We start from the raw sequence: 23,147 nt of genomic DNA on the forward strand, positions 1-23,147 counted from the left end.
CATCCCCGTGGCAAGACAAGCCATAGCCTTTACGGTATATAGGCTGACTATTATGTTTCTTATGTTCAGTTCACGGATTTTTGCCCTTTTTGGAGCCGTACATGCCGTTACGACCGCTGGTTTTACTCACAATGTTCAGTTTTCTGGTCGCCTGCAGCAGCGAAGCGCCAAAACCAGCCGCCCCGCAACCCACGCCGCAGCAAGAGAAAAAAATCCCCGGCCAGGAACCGCTGGGGCCATTGCCGGCCTACCAGCGTGAAGTGAGCGGCACCCTCACGGGTGTGCCCGCCGGCGCTGAAGTGGAGCTGGCACTGCTGGTGATCGACGAGCGCAGCCGCCCGCAACAACTGCTGGCCAGCAGCGTGCTGATTGGCAACAACAAACCATTGGCCTTCCGCCTGCGCTTCAACCCGCAAGCGTTTCCCGCCGGCGCCCGCGTTGAACTGCGTGGCCGCGCCAGCCAGTCCGGGCAGTTGATCCTGCACCTGCCGGCGGTGCGTATCGAGCAAGCCATCACCCAGACCACCGGGCCCCTGCAACTCGTGCGCGCCCCATGACGCCACCGCTGCACCTGCAACGGGCCTTGAGCGAACTGATCGGCGACGCGCAACTGCTGCCCTGCCCGTTGCCCGGCACCGACCTGTCGTTGTGGCTGCTGGACGCCGACAACATGGACCGCGCCTTCAGCCCCGAGGAAACCCGGCGCATCCTGCATGAGCCGCCCTACTGGAGCTTCTGCTGGGCCAGCGGCCTGGCATTGGCCCGCTACCTGGCCGCCAACCCCGAGTGGGTGGCGGGCAAGCGCGTCCTGGATTTTGGCGCCGGCTCCGGTGTGGCGGGAATTGCCGCAGTGAAAGCCGGCGCCCTGGAAGTGGTGGCCTGTGACCTGGACCCACTGGCGCTCGGCGCCTGCCGTGCGAATGCTGAACTCAATGGCGTGACCTTGGGCTATTCGGCGGACTTCTTTGCCGAAGCCGATCGTTTCGACCTGATCCTGGTGGCCGACGTGCTGTACGACCGGGCGAACCTGCCGCTGCTGGATCAATTCCTCACCCGCGGGCGCGAAGCGCTGGTCGCCGACTCGCGGGTACGGGATTTCCAGCATGCGGATTATCAGCGGCTGGGCATCCTCGAGGCGCTGACCCTGCCGGACCTGGCGGAGCCTTGGGAGTTTCGCAGGGTGAGTCTGTACCATTCACGACGCTAGGCCTCTCAGTTACAAATTTTCAGCAATAGAGTGGCTAAGACAGCGCCCGGCAGGACATGGAAAATAGCGTTCTCCCGCACGCGGCCTGGACGATCGACCTGCATGCATTTCCCCGTTTTTTCGCCGCTCAGCGCCCCTCCAAGGGCGTTGCAAAAACCTGGGCAGTTGCATAATCTGCTTGGCAATACACCCGCCATGCCTCTGGTTGCGCCAGCAACCAAGCACAAATTGTGCGGGTTTTTTATGCCTGCTGGTTTTCCAGCATGAGGGCGTTCGACAAACCAGCCCTTGATGTCCCGGCCCAGTTGGAGCTGCTCAAGTCTCGGGGCTTGATCATTGAAGATGAAACAGGCGCCCGGCGCTTCCTGCAATCGGTCAGTTTCTTTCGATTAAGCCCCTATATGCGGCCTTTCCAACAGTCGGAAGATATCGACCACCACTTCCATGCCGGCACCCATTTTCACCAGTTGGCACGACTCTACGATTTTGACCGTCGCCTGCGCCTATTGACCATGGATGCCATTGAGCGGGTCGAGATCGCCTCCCGTGCAGTCATCAGTAATCACATGGGCCCCACCTACGGCAGCCATTGGTACATCGACAGCCAGGCTTTTCACCCGACATTTGACCACCAGCGCCTGCTTGCAACGCTACACACCAGACAGTCTGTGGCGACCCGTGACTATGAACGCGAATGTTTGCGCGTCGACCGACTACACACAGACGACAATCGAAAAGACCATCTCAAGCGTCAAAGAGCCAAAGAAAGCTACGCGCGCCACTATCCAAATACCTATGACCACCCCTCTCTCATGCCGGGTTGGGCCATGCTGGAAGAGTTGACGCTGGGCGACCTCTCCCATCTCTACAAGGGCCTGGCCAAGGACGCGGATAAAAAAGCCGTTGCCAGGCGACTGGGGCTCCCCGCGCCACTGCTGCAGTCCTGGCTTCACACCTTGACCACTGTGCGAAACATGTGCGCCCATCACTCAAGAATGTGGAATCGGCAACTGGGTATTCGTCCTGAATTACCCAGGAAAGCCAACTTCCCGTGGCCAAACCATCTGCTCCAGCCAGGGCCCCATACCCGCATTTTTTCGACACTTTGCATGCTTAACCATTTGATGCATCAGATAAGCTCCCACACTCACTGGGACCAGCACCTTTATCACCTGATCAGCGACTTCCCCCACCTCAACCTAAAAGCGATGGGGTTCCCTCGTGACTGGTATCAGGACCCTTTTTGGCACGTATCTCGTGCTTGATCCTTGCGCTGCTTCCGATAGAGCCCGCCAGTCTTTATAGTTGCCCCATCCCACGCGTCATTGAGAACCTCCATGAGTGAGCCCACGCCGTACATTTTCGATGTCACCACCGCCACCTTCGACCAGGCTGTCATCGAAAATTCGTTCCACAAACCCGTGCTGGTGGATTTCTGGGCCGAGTGGTGTGCGCCGTGCAAGGCGTTGATGCCGCTGCTGGCGCAGATTGCCGAGAGTTATCAGGGCGAGTTGCTGCTGGCCAAGGTCGATTGCGAAGCCGAGCAGGATGTTGTCGCGCGCTTTGGCATTCGCAGCCTGCCGACCGTGGTGCTGTTCAAGGACGGCCAGCCGGTGGATGGGTTTGCCGGGGCGAAGCCGGAGTCTGAGATTCGCGCGCTGCTGGAGCCCCATGTGCAGATGCCGCCACCGGCTGAGGCGGACCCGCTGGAACAGGCCCAGGCGCTGTTTGCCGAAGGCCGCATCAGTGAGGCCGAGGCGGTGCTGGTGGCCTTGCTCGGTGAAGACAACACCAACGCCGCCGCGCTGATCCTCTACGCCCGCTGCCTGGCCGAACGCGGTGAACTGGGCGAGGCGCAGGCCGTGCTGGATGCGGTCAAGAGCGATGCTCACAAGGCCGCCCTCGCCGGCGCCAAGGCGCAGATCACGTTCCTGCGCCAGGCTGCCGACCTGCCGGATACCGCTGACCTCAAGGCCCGCCTGGCGCAAAACCCGCAGGACGATGAAGCGGCGTATCAACTGGCCGTGCAGCAATTGGCTCGCCAGCAATACGACGCGGCGCTGGAAGGCTTGCTCAAGTTGTTTATCCGCAACCGCAGCTACAACGAAGGCCTGCCGCACAAGACGCTGCTGCAAGTGTTCGAGTTGCTGGGCAACGACCACCCGCTGGTCACGGTGTATCGCCGCAAGTTGTTCGCCGCGCTGTACTAATCAGCGATCCAACTGTACTGCGGCGTATCCCCGCCGCTGGACACCTTCACCTTGGCGCTATGGCGCAGGCGCACCAACAGGCGCTTGCCCGCCGGGGCGCTGCCGGCCAGCCCTTCGAGGCGATCCGACAACTCCAACCCGCTGAGTTGCCCGGCCTCACGCAGCAGGTCCTGGGCGGCCTGCCACAGGCTCTCGTCCTGGTTGACCGGCGCCGGGGCAGCCGGTACTTCGCCCGTCACCGGCGTGGCCGTCTGCAGGTGCATGCCCAGCCGCGCCCAATCGCTGTCGTCCAGTTCCAGGGTCAAATCCACAGGCAGCTCGCCGATGGTTCCACGAATTCGCATCATTGCTCGTCCTCCAGCACTTTTCTGACGAGCATGCTCCCATGTGCCTTGCGCAACGCCAAGCAGGCGGTCAAACTCTCGACTCTTTTGTTATAAGATCACATAACAAAATCTTCATTCACGCCCTGGAGTCTCGCTATGCGCCGCCTGTTGCTCGCTTTGCCGTTTGCCCTGTTGCCACTGGCCGCCCAGGCCGCTGACGAACATAACCACGATCATGACCATGAACATGGCAGCCTGGACGCCCACGAGCACGGTGTCGGCCGCCTGAACGCGGTGCTGGACGGCAAGGCGCTGGAACTGGAGCTGGAAAGCCCGGCGATGAATCTGGTGGGCTTCGAGCACCTGGCCACCACCGACGCCGACAAAGCCAAGCTCGCCGCCGCCCGCAAGCAGTTGGAACAACCACTAGTGCTGTTCAGCCTGCCCAAGGCCGCCGGTTGCGTGGTCAGTAGCCAGGAGCTGGAAAGCCCGCTGTTTGGCGACAAGCCAGACGATGATCATGACCACGCCACTGATGGCAAAGGCGCGGCCGCCCATGACCATGACCATGACCATGACCATGACCATGACCATGACCATGATCACAGCGAAATCCACGCCCACTACCAGTTCACCTGCGCCAGCCCCGCAGCGCTGAAAAACCTCGATCTGGCGAACATCTTCAAGACCTTCCCCGCCACCCAGAAAATTCAGGTACAACTGATCGGCCCGAGCGGCCAGCAGGGTGTTGAAGCGACGCCTCAGGCCGCGACCCTGAAATTCTGACTCCACACGGTTGATGTAGGAGCGGGCTTGCCTGCGATGCAGACGACGCGGTGGATCAGTGACACCGCGTCGATACCATCGCAGGCAAGCCCGCCTCCACAGTTGACCGCGCTCTGCAGGTGATACTGAGTTCCCATGACCCAAGCACTGATCGAACTGTCCGACCTGGGCTTTAACTGGCCCGGTCACCCCCAGTTGCTGGACATCCCGGCATTTCGCCTGGAGCCAGGGGAAACCCTGTTTCTGAAAGGCCCCAGCGGCAGTGGCAAAACCACCTTGCTCGGCCTGCTGGGTGGAGTGCAGATCCCCAATCGCGGCAGCATTCGCCTGCTGGGCCAGGAGTTGACCAAACTGTCGGCCGGCGCCCGCGATCGGTTTCGGGTCGACCACACCGGCTATATCTTCCAGCAGTTCAACCTGCTGCCGTTTCTCTCAGTCCGCGAGAACGTCGAACTGCCCTGCCATTTCTCCAAGCTACGCGCACAGCGGGCGATCCAGCGCCACGGCAGTGTCGACCAGGCCGCCGCTACCTTGCTCGCACACCTGGGCCTCAAAGACCCTGATTTGCTTGGGCGACGCGCCGATGCGCTGTCGATCGGCCAGCAACAACGGGTGGCCGCCGCCCGGGCATTGATCGGCCAGCCGGAACTGGTGATCGCCGACGAACCGACCTCGGCCCTGGACCACGACGCCCGGGAAGCCTTTCTTCAATTGTTGTTCGCCGAATGCCGCGAAGCGGGCGCCAGCCTGTTGTTCGTCAGCCATGACCAGAGCCTGGCTTCGCTGTTTGACCGCAACCTGTCGTTGGCCGAGCTTAATCGCGCCGCCACGCCGCTCGAGGTTTGAGATGTATTTGTTCCGTCTAGCCATGGCCAGCCTGGCAAACCGCCGCTTTACCGCGATCCTGACGGCATTCGCCATCGCCCTGTCGGTGTGCCTGCTGTTGGCGGTAGAGCGTGTGCGTACCGAGGCCCGCGCCAGCTTTGCCAGCACCATCAGCGGCACCGACCTGATCGTCGGCGCCCGCTCCGGCTCGGTCAACCTGCTGCTGTATTCGGTGTTTCGCATTGGCAACGCGACTAACAACATCCGCTGGGACAGCTTCGAGCACTTTGCCGCCAGCCCGCAGGTGAAATGGGCGATCCCCATGTCCCTGGGCGACTCCCATCGCGGTTACCGGGTGATGGGCACCACCCAAGCCTACTTCGAACACTACCAGTACGGCCGCAAACAAAACCTGCAACTGGCCAGTGGCCGCGCGTTTGATACCGACCCGTTTGAAGTGGTGCTCGGCGCCGAAGTGGCCGACGCCCTGCATTACAAGCTCGGCGACAAGCTGGTACTGGCCCACGGCGTGGCGGTGGTCAGCCTGGTCAAGCACGATGACAAACCCTTCACCGTGGTCGGTATCCTACAACGCACCGGCACCCCGGTGGACCGCACGCTGCACATTAGCCTGGGCGGCATGGAAGCGATCCATATCGACTGGCACAACGGCGTGCCCGCCCAGGGCAAAGGCCGGATCAGTGCCGACCAGGCGCGCAATATGGACCTCACGCCGCAAGCCATTACCGCGTTTATGCTGGGTTTGAATAACAAGATCTCGACCTTTGCCCTGCAACGGCAGATCAACGAATTTCGCGGCGAGCCGATGCTGGCGATCCTCCCCGGCGTGGCCTTGCAAGAGTTGTGGAGCATGATGGGCACCGCAGAAAAGGCGCTGTTCGTGATCTCGCTGTTTGTGGTGCTGACCGGATTGATCGGCATGCTCACCGCGATCCTCACCAGCCTCAATGAGCGCCGTCGGGAAATGGCGATCCTGCGCTCGGTGGGCGCACGACCGTGGCACATTGCGAGCCTGCTGATTTTCGAGGCCTTCGCCCTGGCGCTGGCCGGGGTGGTCGCGGGGGTTGGCCTGCTGTATGTGTGCATCGCCGCGTCCCGTGGCTATTTGCAGGCCAATTACGGCCTGGATCTGCCGCTCGCGCTGCCCAGCCCGTATGAATGGACGCTGCTCGCCGGTATTCTGGTCGCCGCCCTGCTGATGGGCAGCGTGCCGGCCTGGCGCGCCTATCGCCAATCGTTGGCCGATGGTCTGTCGATCCGTTTATAAGGAAGGCTTTGATGCGCCGTGCCCTGCTTGCGCTGTTACTGATGGTGGCCCTGCCCGCCTGGGCCGAGGCGCCCCGAGACTTGTCATGGCAAGAAATGATTCCGCCGGATGCCCCGGTGGAGGTGCCGAACATGACACCGCTGCACAACCTGTCGAACATGGCCGACGCCCTGGCGGCGGAAGCTGCGCCAGCGGCCAAACAGGATTTGCCCAACGCGCCGGTGGTAGCCACCCTCAACGGCCAGCATATCCGCCTGCCGGGCTACATCGTGCCGCTGGAGGTCAGCGAGGAAGGCCGCACCACTGAGTTTCTGCTGGTGCCGTACTTCGGCGCCTGCATCCACGTGCCGCCCCCGCCGTCGAACCAGATCGTGCATGTGCGCAGTGAGATTGGTGTGAAGCTGGAGGAGTTGTACCAGCCGTATTGGATCGAAGGCCAGATGCAGGTCAAGCCGTCTACCAGCGAACTGGCGGATGCTGGCTATCAGATGGACGCCGAGAAGATCTACATCTACGAGTTGCCGAACTAAACCCCGCCCGCAATAACACCGCAATCCCAATGTGGGCGCGGTGTATTTGGCTGATCGCCGTTTCATTGAGCTGAGTCAAAGGCCCGGCCGCAACGATCTTTACCATTGGACACAGCCAACTAAAAACGTCCTTTGGAGCCACTCATGCACAAGTCACTGCTCAGCGCTTCCCTCTTCGCGCTTGCACTCGCCGCCCCTATCGCCCACGCCCACGAGGCTGGCGACATCCTCGTTCGCGCCGGTGCTATCACCGTTAACCCAAAGGCCGACAGCGGCAGCGTCAAGGTTGACCAGGGCCCATTGGCCGGCACCAACCTGGGTGGCAAGGCGACCATGAGCAGCGACACGCAGTTGGGTCTGAACTTCGCCTACATGCTGACCAACCACGTCGGTATCGAGCTGCTGGCCGCCACCCCGTTCGAGCATGATGTGAAGATCAAGAACACCGCCCTCGGCGCCGCCAACGGCAAGCTCGGCACCCTCAAGCACCTGCCGCCAACCCTGAGCGTGGTGTACTACCCGCTGGACAGCAAGTCGCCGTTCCAGCCTTACATCGGTGCCGGTATCAACTACACCTGGATCTATGACGAACACGTCGGCAGCCGCGCCCAGGGCGAAGGTTTCAGCAACTTCAAGGCCGAGAACTCCTGGGGCTGGGCCGCACAGGTCGGCATGGACTACATGATCAACGACAAGTGGATGATCAACGGTCAGGTGCGTTACATCGACATCAGCACCAAGGCCACCGTCGACAACAACGCCCTGGCGGCGGGCACTCGTGCCAAGGTCAATGTGGACGTGGATCCGATGGTCTACATGGTCGGTATCGGCTACAAGTTCTAAACCCGACGTAACAAACGCCACACAACAATGTGGGAGCAGGCTTGTATGGGAGCTGGCTTGCCTGCGATAGCATCACCTCAATGTCTTTGATAGACCGGGGTGTCTGCATCGCAGGCAAGCCAGCTCCTACACAAGCCGGGCTCCCACATTTTTTTGTGTTCAGTCAGCTAGTGATGCCGGTAGAAGCGATCGAGCAACGCCGGCAGTCCCGCACGCCACGCCCGTGGCTTGATGCCGAATGTATGCAGGATCTTCTTGCAGGCCAGCACCGCATGTTGCGGCTCGTCGGCGGCATCCGGCCGCGCGGCATGGGCTTGGGCCGTCGGCGCTTCGACCGCCAGCGCATGGAAGTTACGCGCTTCGCTGAGGATCGCCTGGCCAAGGGCCACAGGCGTGGTCGCCTCTTGCCCCGCATAGTGGTAGGTGCCCCACAACGGTGCCGCACAATCGAGTTGCTTGAGCACCGAGATGATCACCCGCGCCGCATCGTCCACCGGCGTCGGGTTGCCCCGTCGATCGTCGGCCAGCAACAATTCCTCGGTTTTCTCGGCACGCGCCAGGAAACGTCCCAGCGTGCCGTCGACGCTGTCATCGAGCAACCAGCCAAAACGCAGCAGCACATGCTGCGGGCAGGTAGCGCGCACACTCTGCTCAATGCGCCATAGCGCCTGGCCACGCAGGCCCAGGGGCACCGGCTCGTCTTTTTCGCTGTAGGCGGTGGCGCGCGAGCCATCAAACACCCGGTAGCTGGACGGTTGCAGCAGCGTGATGCTGTGGTGCTGGCACAACTCCGCCAGGCGCTCGACGGCGGATTCCTGCCCGGCCAGGCGAACCTCGTTCACGCTCTCGGCCTGGAACCAGTCGAAATAGTAGGCGAGGTTGATCAAGGCATCGGGACGGGTGTCGTCGAGCAACTGGGTAAGGCTGGCGGCATCCCAGCCGTCTTGGGGCGGGCGCGGGGCGAGGAAACCGATATCTTCCTCCGCACCGAGGCGAATCAGCGCTTGCCCGAGAGCATTCCCGCCGCCCAGTAACATAAGGCGCATTCGCATAGATTGAGCAGGCCCGGTCTGTTTGGAACGATGGCTAGTATCGACAGGCGGTGACGCCATGCCGTAGGTGTTTGCCAGAATCGTTGCATTTTGCGGGTTTGTAGCGCAACCGTCACTTACTAAGTGGCTTTGGGCAGCGCGCCCTCCTCCTCAATCTGCGCCACACGCTGCGGCAAAAGCACCGGCTGTGGATAAGTTTGCGCGAAGTGTACTGCGGGGCAGTTATCCACAAGCTTTTTCAGACGCTGGTTGAAAGCGCGACTGACCGCGTACTGCCCACCAGACACCGCACGGAACTGCGCCGTCAGGACCACGCCATTGAGGTCCATCTTATCGACCCCAAACACTTCCAGCGGGCCTTGCAGGTTGTACTTGAGGAACACATCGTCGCGAATCGACTGCCCGGCTTCGCGGATCAACGCCACGGCCCCGTCCCCGTCGGGGTCATAGGTGAACTGCACCGAATGCAAAAAGCCCTTGCCGTCGCGCAGGTGCAGGGTGCGGATGGTCAGGCCATGGATGTGCCGTTTGTAGGACCGTCGAAACTTTCCTTCGAACACCACAGTCAGCCATTAACGAACGGAGGCCACTGCCCCGCCAACCCACGGGAGCCACCATGGCTGTGATTCCAGAATGGGTGCCTGTCACGCCCAGCGCTGCCATCACCCGCTTCAAGGTGCTGACGGTCAATACTCACAAGGGCTTCACTGCCCTCAATCGACGCTTCATCCTGCCGGAATTGCGCGAGGCGGTGCGCGGCGTGGCTGCCGATGTGGTGTTCCTGCAGGAGGTGCATGGCACCCATGAGCACCACCCGCGCCGCTACAGCAACTGGCCGAGCATGCCGCAGTACGAGTTTCTCGCCGACAGTATCTGGCCGCAGTTCGCCTACGGGCGCAACGCGGTGTACCCCCATGGCGACCACGGCAATGCATTGCTGTCGAAATTCCAGATCATTCGCTATGACAACCTCGACATCTCCCAGAGCGGTCACGAAAGCCGCGGGCTGTTGCATTGTGTGTTGCGCCTGCCCGGCACCGGCCGGGAGGTGCATGCCATTTGCGTGCACCTGGGGCTGCGCGAGGTTCACCGCCAACAGCAGTTGAAACTGCTGGCGCAGCGGATCGCCGAGATCCCCGGCGAAGCACCGTTGATCGTCGCCGGCGACTTCAATGACTGGCGCCAGCAGGCCGACCTGAGCCACAGCGGCCTGCAGGAAGTGTTCGTGCAAGCCCACGGCAAACCGGCCCGTACGTTTCCGGCGCGCCTGCCACTGCTGGCACTGGACCGCATTTATGTGCGCAACCTCAAGGTCCATCAGCCGCAAGTGCTGACAACTCGCCCCTGGTCGCACCTGTCGGATCACGCGCCGCTGTCGGTGGAGATTGAGTTATGAACGGCGCCGTGGAACACATCGCCACCGATCAGCCACCAGATGACACCAGGGCCAGGGATCTGGACTACGCCTGGCAGCCCGGCAACCAGGTGGAGTTGCTGGAAAACGGTGAAGCGTACTTCCCCAAGGTGTTCGAGGCCCTGCGCCAGGCCCGCCAGGAAATCCTCCTGGAGACCTTTATTCTGTTCGAGGACAAGGTCGGTCATGAACTGCACGGGATTCTGATCGAGGCCGCACAGCGCGGGGTGAAGGTGGTGGTCAGCCTTGATGGCTTTGGCTGTGGCGAACTGAGCCCGGGGTTTCTCGGCGAACTGGCCCAGGCCGGGGTCACGGTGCAGATGTTTGACCCGGCGCCCAAGACCCTGGGGTTTCGCACCAACTGGTTTCGCCGCTTGCACCGCAAGATCGTGGTGGTAGATGCCACGGTGGGGTTTATCGGCGGGATCAATTTTTCCGCCGACCACTTGGCGGACTTCGGGCCCGAGGCCAAGCAGGATTATGCGGTGCAAGTGATCGGGCCGGCTGTGGCCGACCTGCATCACTTTGCCCTGGCACAAAGCGGGCGCCCGGTGCGTACGCGGCGTGGCTGGCGACGTCAGCAACGGCCTGCCTGGGCTACAGAGGAAGGTGATGGCCTGGTACGCCTGATCTACCGCGACAACCTGCAACACCGCTCCGATATCGAAGAAGCCTACCTGCACGCCCTGCGCCACGCCCGCCAGCGCGTGGTGATCGCCAATGCCTATTTCTTTCCCGGTTATCGTCTGCTACGCGAACTGCGCAATGCCGCGCGGCGTGGGGTGCAGGTGCAACTGATCATGCAGGGCCAGCCCGATGTACTGCTGGCCAAGCTGGCGGCTCGCATGCTCTACGACTACCTGCTCAAGGAAGGCGTGGTGATCCACGAATATTGCCAGCGCCCGTTGCACGGCAAGGTGGCCCTGGTGGACGAAGCCTGGAGCACCGTGGGCTCGAGCAACCTCGACCCGTTGAGCCTGTCGTTGAACCTGGAAGCCAACGTGCTGATTCATGACCGGGGGTTCAATCAACAGTTGTTCGAGCGCCTGGAAGACTTGAGCCGCAACCACTGCAAGACCATGCCGGAAAACCGTACCCCACGCGGCTGGTTATGGCGGGTGACCGTGGGGTTTGTGGTGTTCCATGTGCTGCGGCACTTCCCGGCCTGGACCGGCTGGTTGCCTGCCCATAAACCGCGCTTGAAACCCTTTGTCCATGACCGGAGCCAGGACCATGAGCCAAGCCCACACGGCTGATGCCAGCCCCCGCGGTTTCAAGCGCTGGAAGAAACCGCTGACCATCGCGTTCTTTCTGCTGCTGATCGTGCTCTTCACCCTGCTCGCCCGGCGTATCGACTGGAGCGAGGTGTTCGACACCCTCGGCGACTTCAAGCTGCGCACCTTGTGGATCGCCGCCGGGCTGACCTTGTGCAGTTTCCTGGTGTATGCGTGCTTTGACCTGATCGGCCGCACCTACATCCGCCAACCCTTGCGCTGGAAGCAGATCCTGCCGGTGGGCATCATCAGCTATGCGTTCAACCTCAACCTCAGCGCCTGGGTCGGCGGGATTGCCATGCGCTATCGGCTGTATTCGCGGCTGGGGGTGAGCAACGGCAATATCGCAAAAATCCTCGGCTTGAGCCTGGCCACCAATTGGTTTGGCTATATGGCCCTGGCCGGCGTGGTGTTCAGCAGCGGCCTGGTGACGATGCCGCCGGGCTGGAAGCTCAGTAGTGGCGCGCTGCAAGGAGTTGGCGTGTTGCTGATCGTTGCGAGCCTCGGCTATCTGGCTGCGTGTCAGTTCTCGAAGAAGCGCGCCTGGTCGATTCGCGGGATCGAGATCAACCTGCCGTCGCTGCGCATGGCGTGCCTGCAACTGGCGCTCGGCGCGTTGAACTGGTCGCTGATGGCGGCCGTGATTTTCACCTTGCTGCCGGCGAAGCTGGACTACCCGCTGGTGCTGGGGGTGTTGCTGATCAGCGCGATCGCCGGGGTGCTGACGCATATTCCGGCCGGCCTTGGCGTGCTGGAAGCGGTGTTTATCGCGCTGCTGCAACATGAAGCGTCACGGGGCAGCCTGCTCGCCGGATTGATTGCTTACCGGGCGATCTATTTTATTTTGCCACTGCTGGTAGCGCTGCTGATGTACCTCACGGTGGAGGCGAAGGCCAAGGCCTTACGGGTGAAGAAAACACCCGCGTGAAACCCGTCATCAGGATTGGATGATGCTCAAGCGCTCGCCCACCACCATCTCGGTGATCCAGTCCACCAGGATCGAGGTGTAGGCCTGCTGGGACACCGGGTCGCTCAAGGAGTGATCGCCACCGTCGATGATCCGGTGGGTCAGCGAATGGGTCTGCTGGCATGCAGCCCGGTAGCTCATGATGGTGGCGTGGGGCACGTGGTCATCGGTTTCCGATTCGACAATCAACACATCACCGGTAAACGCCGCACAGGCGTGCAATGCGCGATTGCTCTGGGCGTGTACCAGGGTGCTGCGGTAATCCATCAAGTCGACTTTATCCAGGTCGCGCTTGGGCGTGTGCCATTCCTGGTCGCGGTACAGCGCCGGTACCCGCAGCGCCAGCCAGCGCACCGGGCGCAATGACGTGAGGATCGCCGCCAGGTAGCCGCCATAACTGGTGCCCACCACCGCTACCGCCGAGGTGTCGATGGCCGGGTGCGCCAGCAATCGATCATAGGCCGCCAGCAAGTCCCGCAGGTTGTCTTCGCGGGTGACCCGCGACAAGGGGATGCCGTTGCCCGCGTGCCCGCGCAGATCAAAGGTCAGGCACACGCAGCCCAGGCCGGCGATACCTTTGGCCCGTTCCAGGTCCCGTTCCTGGCTACCGCCCCAGCCATGCACAAACAACACACCCGGCACTTTTGATTTGGGGCTGAGGAAGGTCCCGCTCATCTGTTCGTCGTCGATATCAATGGTGATGGTTTCGCTTCTAGCCGTCATAAGGTTGGACCGTTACGTACTTGAGAAGAAAGTCGCCGTGCTCTGCCGGGCCGCGATAGATCTCGATCGCATGGGCGGGCAGTGGCTGGTCGATATAGGTTTCGACGGACGACACACGAATCGCGCGCAGGCCGGGATCATTGATAAAACTCTGCAGCGCCGCGACCTCGGCGCTACTGGCACCGCCCATGCGCCAGGACTGCTCCAGCACCCCGCTGCGGCGCGTGCCTTGGCTGTCCAGGCCCTGGGCGATATCGTAATTGCGCCGCGAGGCATAAAACCCAGGATAGGCTTCATCGGCGGCGTTATCGAACACTTGTGCCTGCTCGATGGCCAGGCGCACGTCATCCTCCAGCGCCAGGGCCAGCAACGCGTCGTAATACCCCGGTACCACCAGCAGGTTGGAGCCGCCATAGACCGCTTCGCCCTGCCCGTCCTGGGTCAGGTATTGCTCGCCGCAGTAACTGAATACACGACCGCCAATAAAGCTCTGGCCGACACTGTGGGTGACGACCTCCTGTAAATCCTGCTCCAGTACTACGCCTTGAGTGAACAGCTCTGGCATGTCCGGGCGGGCGAGGATCAGCTCCAATTGCTTGAGGCTTTCGATCACCTCCTGACCACGACCGGCACAGGCATGCACCGGCTTCAGGCGAATCGGCCCACTGTCCAGCAACTGTGTGGCGGCGATGCGGGCATCCTCCATGGCAAACACGCTCAAGCCATCGAGGACCACCCCGCGTACCCGCTCGGCAAACAGCGGCGACCAGCCCTCGGGGGCCACTGCATCAGGGGCGTGCAGGCCATGGGTGATGGCTTTGGTGCAGATAAAATCGTGGTCCACATAACCGCCCCACAAGTCCTCCGGCCCCTTCACGCCCAGGCTCAGTGCCTGGGCCGCGCCTATCAGGGTCTGGGTTGGCAGCAGGTAAAGATCGGCGGGGGCATGCAGGTCGGCGCTGTAGCTGGCGCCGTAGTCGAGCCCGAGGATCTGCGCCAGCCAACGGGCCAGGGCGCGGTTGGTTTCCACTTCGTGCAACGGTGCATCGGGCCGGACCGAGTGCGCCACCACGGCTTTTTTGCGGTTGGTCGGGGTCATGCGTCCCCCTTGGGCAAGGCTTGCAGGTGTGTAGTGCAAGGGTTGCAGGGATCAGGCCAAGGCGCAGTCGGGGCAAAGGGTTGGCGGATCAAGTGGTTAGGGGGCAAGCAGTAGCATTTGGCCTGCATCATTCTGCACGACGGGCCGAGCAAGGTCCGGCGTTCTGCACGATCCAGGGCGCTGGGGCGATTAAAAATATGGGCTTGTCCGCGATAGCGGTCTATCAGTGAGTACCGCTCTGACTGGTCCACCGCTATCGCGGGCTAGCCCTAATGCCAGTCAGTTAAACGCAGATCCCCTGTGGGAGCGGGCTTGCTCGCGAAAGCGGTGGGTCAGTCAACATCAATGTTGGCTGGGCCGACGTCTTCGCGGCGATGCGGCGATCCGACAAGCCCGCTCTCACATTTGATCCTCACTGCTTTGAGCATTGCGTTCGCTTAACTGATCGGCATTAGGGCAAGCCCGCTCGCACATAGGGGGTTGGCGTGTTCGGGATTCAGGTCGGGGCCCTGACGCCGAATCGGTTGCGGTAATCACTGGGCGCAAGGCCGGTGATTTTTTTGAAGATCCCGCGAAAGGCGCTGGGGTCCTGATAGCCCACGGTCCAGGCAATCTGATCAATGGTGGTAGTGGTGAACTCCAGCATCTGTCGCGCCTTGCCCACCCGCAGGTGCTGACAGTACTCGGTGGGTTTCAGGCCGGTGGCAGTGCGAAACCGGCGCAGGAAGGTGCGCTCTTCCAGGCCGGCGGCCTGGGCCATCGCCGCGAGGGAGACATCCACCGCGCCACTGGCCTGTAACGCGTGCTGGACCTTGAGAATGGCTGCGTCGCCATGGCCGAGGATCGGCGCAAAATTGCTGCCGCACTGGCTGGCGCTGTCACTGTGCTCAATCACCAGAAAGCGCGCGGTGTCGGCGGCGATGCTCGGGCCCATGAGGCGGTCGACCAGGCGCAGGCCCAGTTCGGACCAGGCCATCAGCCCGGCAGTGGTAATCAGGTCGCCATCATCGACGATAGGCTTGTCGGCCTCCAGGCGCACCGCAGGAAAACGACTGGCGAAGGCGCTGGCCGAAGACCAGTGGGCAGTGGCGCTACGCCCATCGAGCAAGCCGCTGCGCGCCAGCATGATCGAACCGATGCACACACCTCCCAGCACGGTGCCGGCCGCATGTTGCTGACGCAGCCAGTGCAACAGCGCGGGCGGCGCCTGTTCTTCGCAAAATTCGCCAATCGACGGCGGCACCAGCACGGCCATCAACGGTTGATCGGGGCCCGGCTGGCTGTCAAATGCCCGAACCGGCGTACCCTCTGCATTAACCTGCCAGTGGCTGACACGCAGCAAGGGTAGCTGCTGGCTCTGATGCTCGGCGGCGATACGATTGGCGACGCCGAACAGGTCGGTCAAACCGTGTACTGCCGCCATCTGCGCGCCACGGTAGATCAGCACGCCGAGCTCGACGATCGCGCGTTCCACAGCCATTGTCAGTTTTCCCCCTGTTATTGTCGGTAGAGCCAATCCCCGCGCCATGCGCCAGCTACGATACTGGGCGCATCAACCCCTCACGAGAAAACACACATGGCCAAGCAAGCACTTATCCTAATTGATATCCAGAACGACTACTTCCCCCAAGGCAAGTGGCCATTAGCCGGTGTGGAAGCGGCGGCCGACAAGGCGCAACAGGTGCTCCACGCATTTCGTCAGGCCGGCGATGCAGTGATCCACGTGCGCCATGAGTTCACCTCGGCAGATGCGCCCTTCTTCACCCCGGGCTCTGAAGGCGCCCATATACATGCCAAGGTGCAGAACGAAAACGACGAGCCGGTGGTGCTCAAGCACTTTGTAAATGCTTTTCGCCAAACCAATCTGCGCGAATTACTCGAACGACACAGCATCACCGACCTGGTGGTCGTCGGCAGCATGAGCCACATGTGCATCGACGCCGTGGTTCGCGCAGCGGCGGACTATGGCTACAACGTGACGGTGATCCACGACGCCTGTGCTACCCGCGATCAGGAATTCAATGGCAAGACCGTTCCGGCGGCGCAGGTGCATGATGCCTACATGGCGTCACTGGCCTTTGCCTACGCCAGCGTGGTGTCGGCGGACGAGTTCCTGAAGGCCTGACTGTCAGCGTGTCGCGAGGACGAACAGCCGTGGAAATGGCAGCAACACCGTGCCATCGGCCAGGGCCGGGTAAGCCTCGCGGATACGCGCCAGATAGACGTCGAGAAAAGCACCTTGCTCGGCCTCATCCAGCGGCGCCAGAAATGGCCGCAGGCCCGTGCCCTTGAACCATTCCACCACCGCCTCATGGCCGCTCAGCGGATGGTAATAGGTGGTGTGCCATACATCGACGGTGCTGCAATGCTTGTTCAGCATCTCGTAGTAATCACGTGCCCCGTGGCGCTCGTTGTGCTTGACCGCACCGATCTTGTCCGCCCACGGCCCTTGCGCTGCCACTTCACGGGCCAGGCGGTGGGCGGGCTCGTTGAGGTTGTCCGGGGTTTGCACCGCCAGCGTCCCGCCCGGCGTCAATTGCGCCACCAGGTGCGGATAGAGGGTGGCGTGGTCCGGTACCCACTGCAGCGAGGCGTTGGCGAGGATCACATCAAACTGTCGCGCAGGCTTCCAGGCGCCGATATCGGCCAATTCAAAGTTGAGTGCCGGCAACCGCTCACGGGCGCTGACCAGCATGTCCTGCGAGCTGTCCAAGCCAGTAATCGTCGCCTGGGGGAAACGCTGGGCCAACACCTCGGTGGAGTTGCCGGGGCCACACCCCAGGTCGACTGCAGTTCGTACGTCGCCTGCGGGAATGGCGGCGACCAGATCCCGGACGGGACGGGTGCGCTGTTGTTCAAACATCGAATACTGCTGGGCAGACCAGGTCATCGGGGCTTCCTTCTTGGGTAAGGGAGTGCGCTACAGCCTAAATCTTGTGACGCTTAGGGACAAATGCCAGAGCCGGGGAGTTTCCCTACCTAAAAACAAGAAACCCCCGAGGCAAATGCCAGCGGGGGTTCCTGGTGTTACGGGATAGTCCGGGCCAAGGTGGCCTTAGAACGGAATATCGTCATCAAAACTGTCGAAGTCAGCGGCTGGCTGTGGTGCCGCCTGCTGTGGCGCTGGACGCGACTCACGCTGTGGCTGCTGGCTTGGCTGCGGACGGGACTGCTGTGGACGCGGTGCCGAGTTGGACATGCCGCCCTGGCCCTGTTGGTCGCCCTGTGGACGGCCGCCCAGCAATTGCATGGTGCCTTGCATGTCGACCACGATTTCTGTGGTGTAACGCTTGATGCCGTCTTTTTCCCACTCGCGGGTCTGCAGTTTGCCTTCGATGTAGACCTGCGAACCCTTGCGCAGGTATTCACCGGCGATCTCTGCAACCTTGCCGAACATCGACACACGGTGCCATTCGGTTTTCTCGACCTTCTGGCCGGTCTGCTTGTCGGTCCACTGTTCGCTGGTCGCCAGACTCAGGTTGGTCACGGCGTTACCGTTAGGCAAGTAGCGAACTTCGGGATCCTGGCCGCATGTACCGACCAATATGACTTTGTTAACCCCACGGGCCATAACGTTCTCCTAGGCTGGGCGCGCTGTCGGCACTGGGTTGACCAGTTGCTCGAGCGTCGCGCGATCCAATAGTTCGGTGTCCAATTTGATGTAAATGGCCGCTTCTTCCGCGACCACGACTGCATCTGTTACCCCTACGACGGCCTTCAGGCGTTCTACCAGACCGCTTTCACGGATCGCCTCGGGCGATAGCGGCAAACGCAGACTTGTGACGTAGGGAGGTTCGCGCATGGTAACAGCAAAGACCAGCCAAAGTGCAGCCAGCCCGGCGCATCCGAGGAACACAACCGACAAACCGCCATGCTGGAACATCCAGCCGCCCATGATGCCGCCCAGCGCCGAACCGAGGAACTGGCTGGTGGAATACACCCCCATTGCCGTGCCTTTGCCGCCTGCCGGTGACACTTTACTGATCAGCGAAGGCAGTGACGCCTCCAGCAGGTTGAACGCGGTGAAAAACACCACCGTGCCGATTACCAGTGCCCGTAGGCTGTCGCCGAACTGCCAGAAGAATAGTTCAGTGAGCATCAATGTCGCGACGGCGCCGAGCAAAACTCGTTTCATTTTGCGTTTCTTCTCGCCATAGATGATGAACGGGATCATGGCGAAGAACGAAATCAGCAATGCGGTCAGGTACACCCACCAGTGCTCCTCCTTGGGCAACCCGGCCTTTTCCACCAGCGCCAGGGGCAAGGCGACGAAGCTGCACATCAACATCGCGTGCAATACGAAGATACCTAAATCCAGGCGCAGCAGATCCGGGTGCTTGAGGGTCGGTAGCAGCGCCTGCTTCGCCACGCCCGATTCACGGTGCTGCAGCGGCCCGGTGGAGCGCGGCACCATAAAGGCCACGATCACGATACCCAACAGGGCCATGCCGCCAGTGGCCAGGAACAGGCCGTGCAAGCCAAAGGCGCGGGTCAGCAAGGGGCCCACCACCATGGCCACGGCAAACGACAGGCCGATGGTCATGCCGATCATGGCCATGGCCTTGGTGCGATGTTGTTCGCGGGTCAGGTCCGACAGCAGCGCCATCACCGCCGCAGAAATCGCCCCGGCGCCCTGCAGGATACGTCCGGCGATCACGCCCCAGATCGAATCGGCATTGGCCGCCAGCACACTGCCCAGGGCAAAGATGATCAGCCCCAGGTAGATCACCGGTCGACGGCCAATGCGGTCGGAAATGATCCCGAACGGAATCTGGAAAATCGCCTGGGTCAGGCCATAGGCGCCAATCGCCAGGCCGATCAGGGCCGGGGTCGCGCCTGCGAGGTCCATGCCATAGGTCGCCAGTACCGGCAACACCATAAACATGCCCAGCATACGGAAGGCGAACACCAGGGCCAGACCGCTTGCTGCTCGGGTCTCGCCGCTACTCATGCGTTCGCTGTGGGGATCGTGCATGGAAAAACCTCGTGTGAACCGGCGGCGATTCTACCAGTCCCATCGTTTGAGAGGGTATATGCGGCGCTTTGCCGCGCAGCTTTCATGTAAGGCTGAAATGGGCAAACTGACAGTGTATATTCATCCAGTCTTTAACCGTATACTCCTGCATTATTTATACGCCCGCCGTGCGAGGCCATCTTGGACAAGATCCTGATTCGTGGGGCTAGAACCCACAACCTGAAGAACATCGACCTGACCCTGCCCCGGGACAAACTGATTGTCATCACCGGCTTGTCCGGGTCCGGCAAATCATCGCTGGCGTTCGACACGCTGTATGCCGAAGGCCAGCGTCGTTATGTGGAGTCGCTGTCGGCCTATGCCCGGCAGTTCCTGTCGATGATGGAAAAGCCTGATGTCGACACCATCGAAGGCCTGTCGCCAGCCATTTCCATCGAACAGAAGTCGACCTCCCACAACCCACGCTCCACCGTGGGCACCATTACCGAAATCTACGATTACCTGCGCTTGCTGTATGCACGCGTCGGTATTCCGCGCTGCCCGGATCACGATATCCCGCTGGAAGCCCAGACCGTCAGCCAGATGGTCGACCTGGTGCTGGCCCAGCCGGAAGGCGCCAAGCTGATGCTGCTGGCGCCGGTGATTCGTGAGCGCAAGGGCGAGCACCTGTCGGTCTTCGAAGAGCTACGCGCCCAGGGCTTTGTCCGCGCCCGGATCAACGGCAAGCTGTATGAGCTGGATGAAGCGCCGAAGCTGGATAAACAGAAGAAGCACACCATTGATGTGGTGGTCGACCGTTTCAAGGTGCGTGCCGATCTGCAGCAACGCCTGGCGGAGTCGTTCGAGACCGCATTGAAGCTGGCAGACGGTATTGCCCTGGTGGCGCCGATGGACGACGAGCCGGGCGAAGAAATCATCTTCTCCGCGCGCTTCGCCTGCCCGATCTGCGGCCACGCCATCAGTGAGCTGGAACCCAAGCTGTTCTCCTTCAACAACCCGGCTGGCGCCTGTCCGACCTGTGATGGGCTGGGGGTCAAGCAGTTCTTCGATATCAAGCGCCTGGTCAATGGCGACCTGACGCTGGCGGAGGGCGCGATACGTGGTTGGGACCGGCGCAATGTGTACTACTTCCAGATGCTCGGGTCGTTGGCTGCCCACTATAAATTCAGTCTGGAAGTGCCTTTCAACGAGCTGCCGGCCGAGCAACAAAAAGTCATCCTGCACGGCAGCGGCTCGCAGAACGTCGACTTCAAGTACCTGAATGATCGTGGCGACATCGTCAAGCGCTCCCACCCGTTCGAAGGCATCGTGCCTAACCTGGAACGGCGCTACCGGGAAACCGAGTCGGCCAGTGTGCGCGAGGAGCTGGCCAAGTTCCTCAGCACCCAGCCCTGCCCGGATTGCCGCGGCACCCGTTTGCGTCGCGAGGCCCGCCACGTCTGGGTCGGCGAGAAAACCCTGCCGGCCGTGACCAACCTGCCCATCGGCGATGCCTGCGAATACTTCGGCGTATTGAAGCTGACCGGGCGACGCGGCGAAATTGCCGACAAGATCCTCAAGGAAATTCGCGAGCGTCTGCAGTTCCTGGTCAATGTGGGGTTGGATTACCTGTCCCTGGATCGCAGTGCCGACACCCTGTCTGGCGGCGAGGCACAGCGTATACGCCTGGCCAGCCAGATCGGCGCCGGCCTGGTGGGCGTGCTGTATATTCTCGACGAGCCGTCCATCGGCCTGCACCAGCGTGACAACGATCGTCTGCTGGGCACGCTCAAGCACCTGCGGGACATCGGCAACACGGTGATCGTGGTCGAACACGATGAGGATGCCATTCGCCTGGCGGACTATGTGGTCGATATCGGCCCTGGTGCCGGCGTGCATGGCGGCCATATTGTGGCCCAGGGCACTCCCGCGGAAGTCATGGCCCATCCGGACTCATTGACAGGGAAATACCTGTCTGGCCGGGTAAAAATCGAAGTGCCGGCCAAACGTACGCCACGCAACAAAAAACAGGCGCTGCACCTCAAGGGCGCGCGCGGCAACAACCTGCGCAATGTCGACCTGGAAATCCCCCTGGGCCTGCTGACCTGCGTGACCGGTGTATCCGGCTCTGGCAAGTCGACGCTGATCAACAACACGCTGTTCCCCCTCAGTGCCACGGCACTGAACGGTGCCACCACCCTGGAAGCTGCCGCCCATGACAGCATCAAGGGCCTGGAGCTGCTGGATAAAGTGGTGGATATCGACCAGAGCCCGATCGGTCGCACGCCCCGCTCCAACCCTGCGACCTATACCGGGCTGTTCACGCCGATTCGCGAACTGTTCGCCGGTGTGCCGGAGTCCCGCTCGCGGGGTTATGGGCCAGGGCGCTTCTCCTTCAACGTCAAGGGCGGGCGCTGCGAGGCGTGCCAGGGCGATGGCCTGATCAAGGTCGAGATGCACTTCCTCCCGGACATCTACGTGCCGTGCGATGTGTGCAAGAGCAAGCGTTACAACCGCGAAACCCTGGAGATCAAGTACAAGGGCAAGAACATCCATGAAACCCTCGAGATGACCATCGAGGAGGCGCGGGTGTTCTTTGACGCAGTGCCGGCCCTGGCACGCAAACTCCAGACCCTGATGGACGTGGGCTTGTCGTATATCAAACTAGGGCAGTCGGCGACTACGCTGTCCGGTGGTGAGGCGCAGCGGGTGAAGCTGTCTCGCGAGCTGTCCAAGCGCGATACCGGCAAGACCTTGTATATCCTCGACGAGCCGACCACTGGCTTGCACTTTGCGGATATTCAGCAGTTGCTCGACGTGCTGCACCGCCTGCGCGACCACGGCAACACGGTAGTCGTGATCGAGCACAACCTGGATGTAATCAAGACGGCCGACTGGCTGGTGGACCTGGGGCCGGAAGGCGGCTCCAAGGGTGGGCAGATTATTGCGGTGGGTACGCCGGAGCAGGTTTCCGAGATGCCGCAGTCCCACACTGGCTACTATCTGAAGCCGTTGCTGGCGCGCGACCGGGCCTGAGTTTTCGGGCCCAACAAAAAGCCCCTGTCACCGCTACGGTGACAGGGGCTTTTTTATACCGGCGAAATCAGAACTGCGATTGCAGGTAGTTTTCCAGACCGATCAACTTGATCAGACCCAGCTGCTTTTCCAGCCAGTAGGTGTGATCTTCTTCAGTGTCGTTCAACTGTACGCGCAGGATTTCCCGGGTCACGTAGTCGTTGTGCTTCTCGCAAAGCTCGATGCCTTTGCACAGCGCAGCACGAACCTTGTATTCCAGGCGCAAATCGCTGGCGAGCATCTCAGGCACGGTGGTACCGGTATCCAGGTCGTCAGGACGCATACGCGGCGTGCCTTCGAGCATCAGGATACGGCGCATCAGCGCGTCGGCGTGCTGTGCCTCTTCTTCCATTTCGTGATTGATACGCTCGTAGAGCTCGGTAAAGCCCCAGTCTTCGTACATCCGCGAGTGAATGAAATATTGGTCACGAGCTGCCAGTTCGCCCGTCAGCAACGTGTTGAGGTAATCGATTACGTCGGGGTGACCTTGCATAGCCCTACATCTCCCTGCTTGAAAGGCCCTAGTTTGAACCATGCCGACCTGCAGGTCACGAGACGAACGGCAGAAAAGTGA

At 61.5% G+C, this 23,147-nt stretch carries 23 protein-coding genes and 1 pseudogene; 14 read left to right on the forward strand and 10 right to left on the reverse strand.

Annotated features, from left to right (window positions below; all coding sequences use genetic code 11):
• Positions 1-101 precede the first annotated feature (101 nt).
• The 4 genes from PSH73_RS23335 (at position 102) to trxA (ending at position 3,417) form a co-directional block, all read left to right on the forward strand.
• Entirely contained in the window at positions 102-557 is a 456-nt protein-coding gene (locus PSH73_RS23335) for a YbaY family lipoprotein (RefSeq protein WP_057438965.1), read from the forward strand.
• Positions 554-1,207: a methyltransferase gene (locus PSH73_RS23340; protein WP_057960747.1), complete on the forward strand. Its 654-nt coding sequence runs from the start codon at positions 554-556 to the stop codon at positions 1,205-1,207. Before PSH73_RS23335 ends, PSH73_RS23340 begins: the two co-directional genes overlap by 4 nt.
• Before the next feature lie 263 nt (positions 1,208-1,470).
• Positions 1,471-2,472, forward strand: a complete 1,002-nt coding sequence (locus tag PSH73_RS23345; RefSeq protein WP_198792007.1) for an Abi family protein — start codon at positions 1,471-1,473, stop codon at positions 2,470-2,472.
• 72 nt (positions 2,473-2,544) lie between these two features.
• The gene (gene trxA / locus PSH73_RS23350) at positions 2,545-3,417 is read left to right on the forward strand and encodes a thioredoxin (RefSeq protein WP_057960749.1); all 873 of its coding nucleotides are present in this window, start codon (positions 2,545-2,547) and stop codon (positions 3,415-3,417) included.
• Here trxA and PSH73_RS23355 read toward each other — a convergent pair.
• On the reverse strand, positions 3,414-3,764 hold the full coding sequence (locus PSH73_RS23355) for a hypothetical protein (RefSeq protein WP_115129107.1): 351 nt from the start codon (positions 3,762-3,764) through the stop codon (positions 3,414-3,416). The genes trxA and PSH73_RS23355 overlap by 4 nt on opposite strands.
• Positions 3,765-3,899: 135 nt before the next feature.
• Between PSH73_RS23355 and PSH73_RS23360 the strand changes: the two genes are divergently transcribed.
• From PSH73_RS23360 to PSH73_RS23380, 5 genes are all read left to right on the forward strand, one after another.
• Positions 3,900-4,529, forward strand: a complete 630-nt coding sequence (locus PSH73_RS23360) for a DUF2796 domain-containing protein (protein WP_305461456.1) — start codon at positions 3,900-3,902, stop codon at positions 4,527-4,529.
• A gap of 135 nt (positions 4,530-4,664) precedes the next feature.
• Entirely contained in the window at positions 4,665-5,375 is a 711-nt protein-coding gene (locus PSH73_RS23365) for an ABC transporter ATP-binding protein (RefSeq protein WP_057438963.1), read from the forward strand.
• Between the two features lies 1 nt (position 5,376).
• The gene (locus PSH73_RS23370) at positions 5,377-6,642 is read left to right on the forward strand and encodes an ABC transporter permease (protein ID WP_057960753.1); all 1,266 of its coding nucleotides are present in this window, start codon (positions 5,377-5,379) and stop codon (positions 6,640-6,642) included.
• 11 nt (positions 6,643-6,653) lie between these two features.
• Positions 6,654-7,172 carry a DUF3299 domain-containing protein gene (locus PSH73_RS23375; RefSeq protein WP_057438962.1) on the forward strand — a complete coding sequence of 173 codons (519 nt, stop codon included), beginning with the start codon at positions 6,654-6,656 and terminating at the stop codon, positions 7,170-7,172.
• Positions 7,173-7,316: 144 nt separating this feature from the next.
• Positions 7,317-8,015: an OmpW family protein gene (locus PSH73_RS23380; RefSeq protein WP_057960754.1), complete on the forward strand. Its 699-nt coding sequence runs from the start codon at positions 7,317-7,319 to the stop codon at positions 8,013-8,015.
• 167 nt (positions 8,016-8,182) lie between these two features.
• Here the strand turns inward: PSH73_RS23380 and PSH73_RS23385 are convergent, their stop codons facing one another.
• Together PSH73_RS23385 and PSH73_RS23390 are read right to left on the reverse strand one after the other, a co-directional pair.
• The gene (locus PSH73_RS23385) at positions 8,183-9,067 is read right to left on the reverse strand and encodes a sugar nucleotide-binding protein (RefSeq protein WP_081044312.1); all 885 of its coding nucleotides are present in this window, start codon (positions 9,065-9,067) and stop codon (positions 8,183-8,185) included.
• Between the two features lie 119 nt (positions 9,068-9,186).
• Positions 9,187-9,588 (reverse strand): annotated as a pseudogene (locus tag PSH73_RS23390) (mechanosensitive ion channel protein); the annotation flags it as partial.
• Positions 9,589-9,683: 95 nt separating this feature from the next.
• Between PSH73_RS23390 and PSH73_RS23395 the strand changes: the two are divergent.
• Genes PSH73_RS23395 through PSH73_RS23405 form a run of 3 tightly spaced genes read left to right on the forward strand, consistent with a single transcriptional unit; the run spans position 9,684 to position 12,683 of the window.
• Positions 9,684-10,463, forward strand: a complete 780-nt coding sequence (locus tag PSH73_RS23395; protein WP_128593462.1) for an endonuclease/exonuclease/phosphatase family protein — start codon at positions 9,684-9,686, stop codon at positions 10,461-10,463.
• Positions 10,460-11,737, forward strand: coding sequence for a cardiolipin synthase ClsB (gene clsB / locus PSH73_RS23400; RefSeq protein WP_057438958.1), 1,278 nt, complete (start codon positions 10,460-10,462; stop codon positions 11,735-11,737). The genes PSH73_RS23395 and clsB overlap by 4 nt, the downstream gene beginning before the upstream one ends.
• Positions 11,715-12,683, forward strand: coding sequence for a lysylphosphatidylglycerol synthase domain-containing protein (locus PSH73_RS23405; RefSeq protein WP_057960757.1), 969 nt, complete (start codon positions 11,715-11,717; stop codon positions 12,681-12,683). Before clsB ends, PSH73_RS23405 begins: the two co-directional genes overlap by 23 nt.
• A 9-nt stretch (positions 12,684-12,692) precedes the next feature.
• Here PSH73_RS23405 and PSH73_RS23410 read toward each other — a convergent pair whose 3' ends face one another.
• The 3 genes from PSH73_RS23410 to PSH73_RS23420 form a co-directional block, all read right to left on the reverse strand.
• Positions 12,693-13,445 carry a S9 family peptidase gene (locus PSH73_RS23410; RefSeq protein ID WP_057960758.1) on the reverse strand — a complete coding sequence of 251 codons (753 nt, stop codon included), beginning with the start codon at positions 13,443-13,445 and terminating at the stop codon, positions 12,693-12,695.
• Positions 13,435-14,544, reverse strand: coding sequence for a DUF3182 family protein (locus PSH73_RS23415; RefSeq protein WP_198792004.1), 1,110 nt, complete (start codon positions 14,542-14,544; stop codon positions 13,435-13,437). Before PSH73_RS23415 ends, PSH73_RS23410 begins: the two co-directional genes overlap by 11 nt.
• A 496-nt stretch (positions 14,545-15,040) precedes the next feature.
• Positions 15,041-16,024 carry a GlxA family transcriptional regulator gene (locus tag PSH73_RS23420; RefSeq protein ID WP_057960760.1) on the reverse strand — a complete coding sequence of 328 codons (984 nt, stop codon included), beginning with the start codon at positions 16,022-16,024 and terminating at the stop codon, positions 15,041-15,043.
• A 96-nt stretch (positions 16,025-16,120) separates the two neighbouring features.
• Between PSH73_RS23420 and PSH73_RS23425 the strand changes: the two genes are divergently transcribed.
• Positions 16,121-16,669, forward strand: coding sequence for a cysteine hydrolase family protein (locus PSH73_RS23425; protein ID WP_057960761.1), 549 nt, complete (start codon positions 16,121-16,123; stop codon positions 16,667-16,669).
• Between the two features lie 3 nt (positions 16,670-16,672).
• On the opposite strand, the gene tam is transcribed toward PSH73_RS23425, so the two are convergent.
• The 3 genes from tam to PSH73_RS23440 form a co-directional block, all read right to left on the reverse strand.
• The gene (gene tam, locus PSH73_RS23430) at positions 16,673-17,434 is read right to left on the reverse strand and encodes a trans-aconitate 2-methyltransferase (RefSeq protein ID WP_057960762.1); all 762 of its coding nucleotides are present in this window, start codon (positions 17,432-17,434) and stop codon (positions 16,673-16,675) included.
• Between the two features lie 165 nt (positions 17,435-17,599).
• Entirely contained in the window at positions 17,600-18,115 is a 516-nt protein-coding gene (locus PSH73_RS23435; RefSeq protein ID WP_017849542.1) for a single-stranded DNA-binding protein, read from the reverse strand.
• Positions 18,116-18,124: 9 nt separating this feature from the next.
• Positions 18,125-19,519 carry an MFS transporter gene (locus PSH73_RS23440; RefSeq protein ID WP_057960763.1) on the reverse strand — a complete coding sequence of 465 codons (1,395 nt, stop codon included), beginning with the start codon at positions 19,517-19,519 and terminating at the stop codon, positions 18,125-18,127.
• Positions 19,520-19,699: 180 nt separating this feature from the next.
• Here PSH73_RS23440 and uvrA point away from each other — a divergent pair, with 180 nt between their 5' ends.
• Positions 19,700-22,534: an excinuclease ABC subunit UvrA gene (gene uvrA / locus PSH73_RS23445; protein WP_029299403.1), complete on the forward strand. Its 2,835-nt coding sequence runs from the start codon at positions 19,700-19,702 to the stop codon at positions 22,532-22,534.
• Positions 22,535-22,601: 67 nt separating this feature from the next.
• Here uvrA and bfr read toward each other — a convergent pair whose 3' ends face one another.
• Positions 22,602-23,066, reverse strand: coding sequence for a bacterioferritin (gene bfr, locus PSH73_RS23450; protein ID WP_029299402.1), 465 nt, complete (start codon positions 23,064-23,066; stop codon positions 22,602-22,604).
• Positions 23,067-23,147: the final 81 nt, after the last annotated feature.

It is taken from the genome of Pseudomonas sp. FP2294 (assembly GCF_030687625.1).
In the GTDB taxonomy this organism is placed as follows: domain Bacteria; phylum Pseudomonadota; class Gammaproteobacteria; order Pseudomonadales; family Pseudomonadaceae; genus Aquipseudomonas; species Aquipseudomonas shahriarae.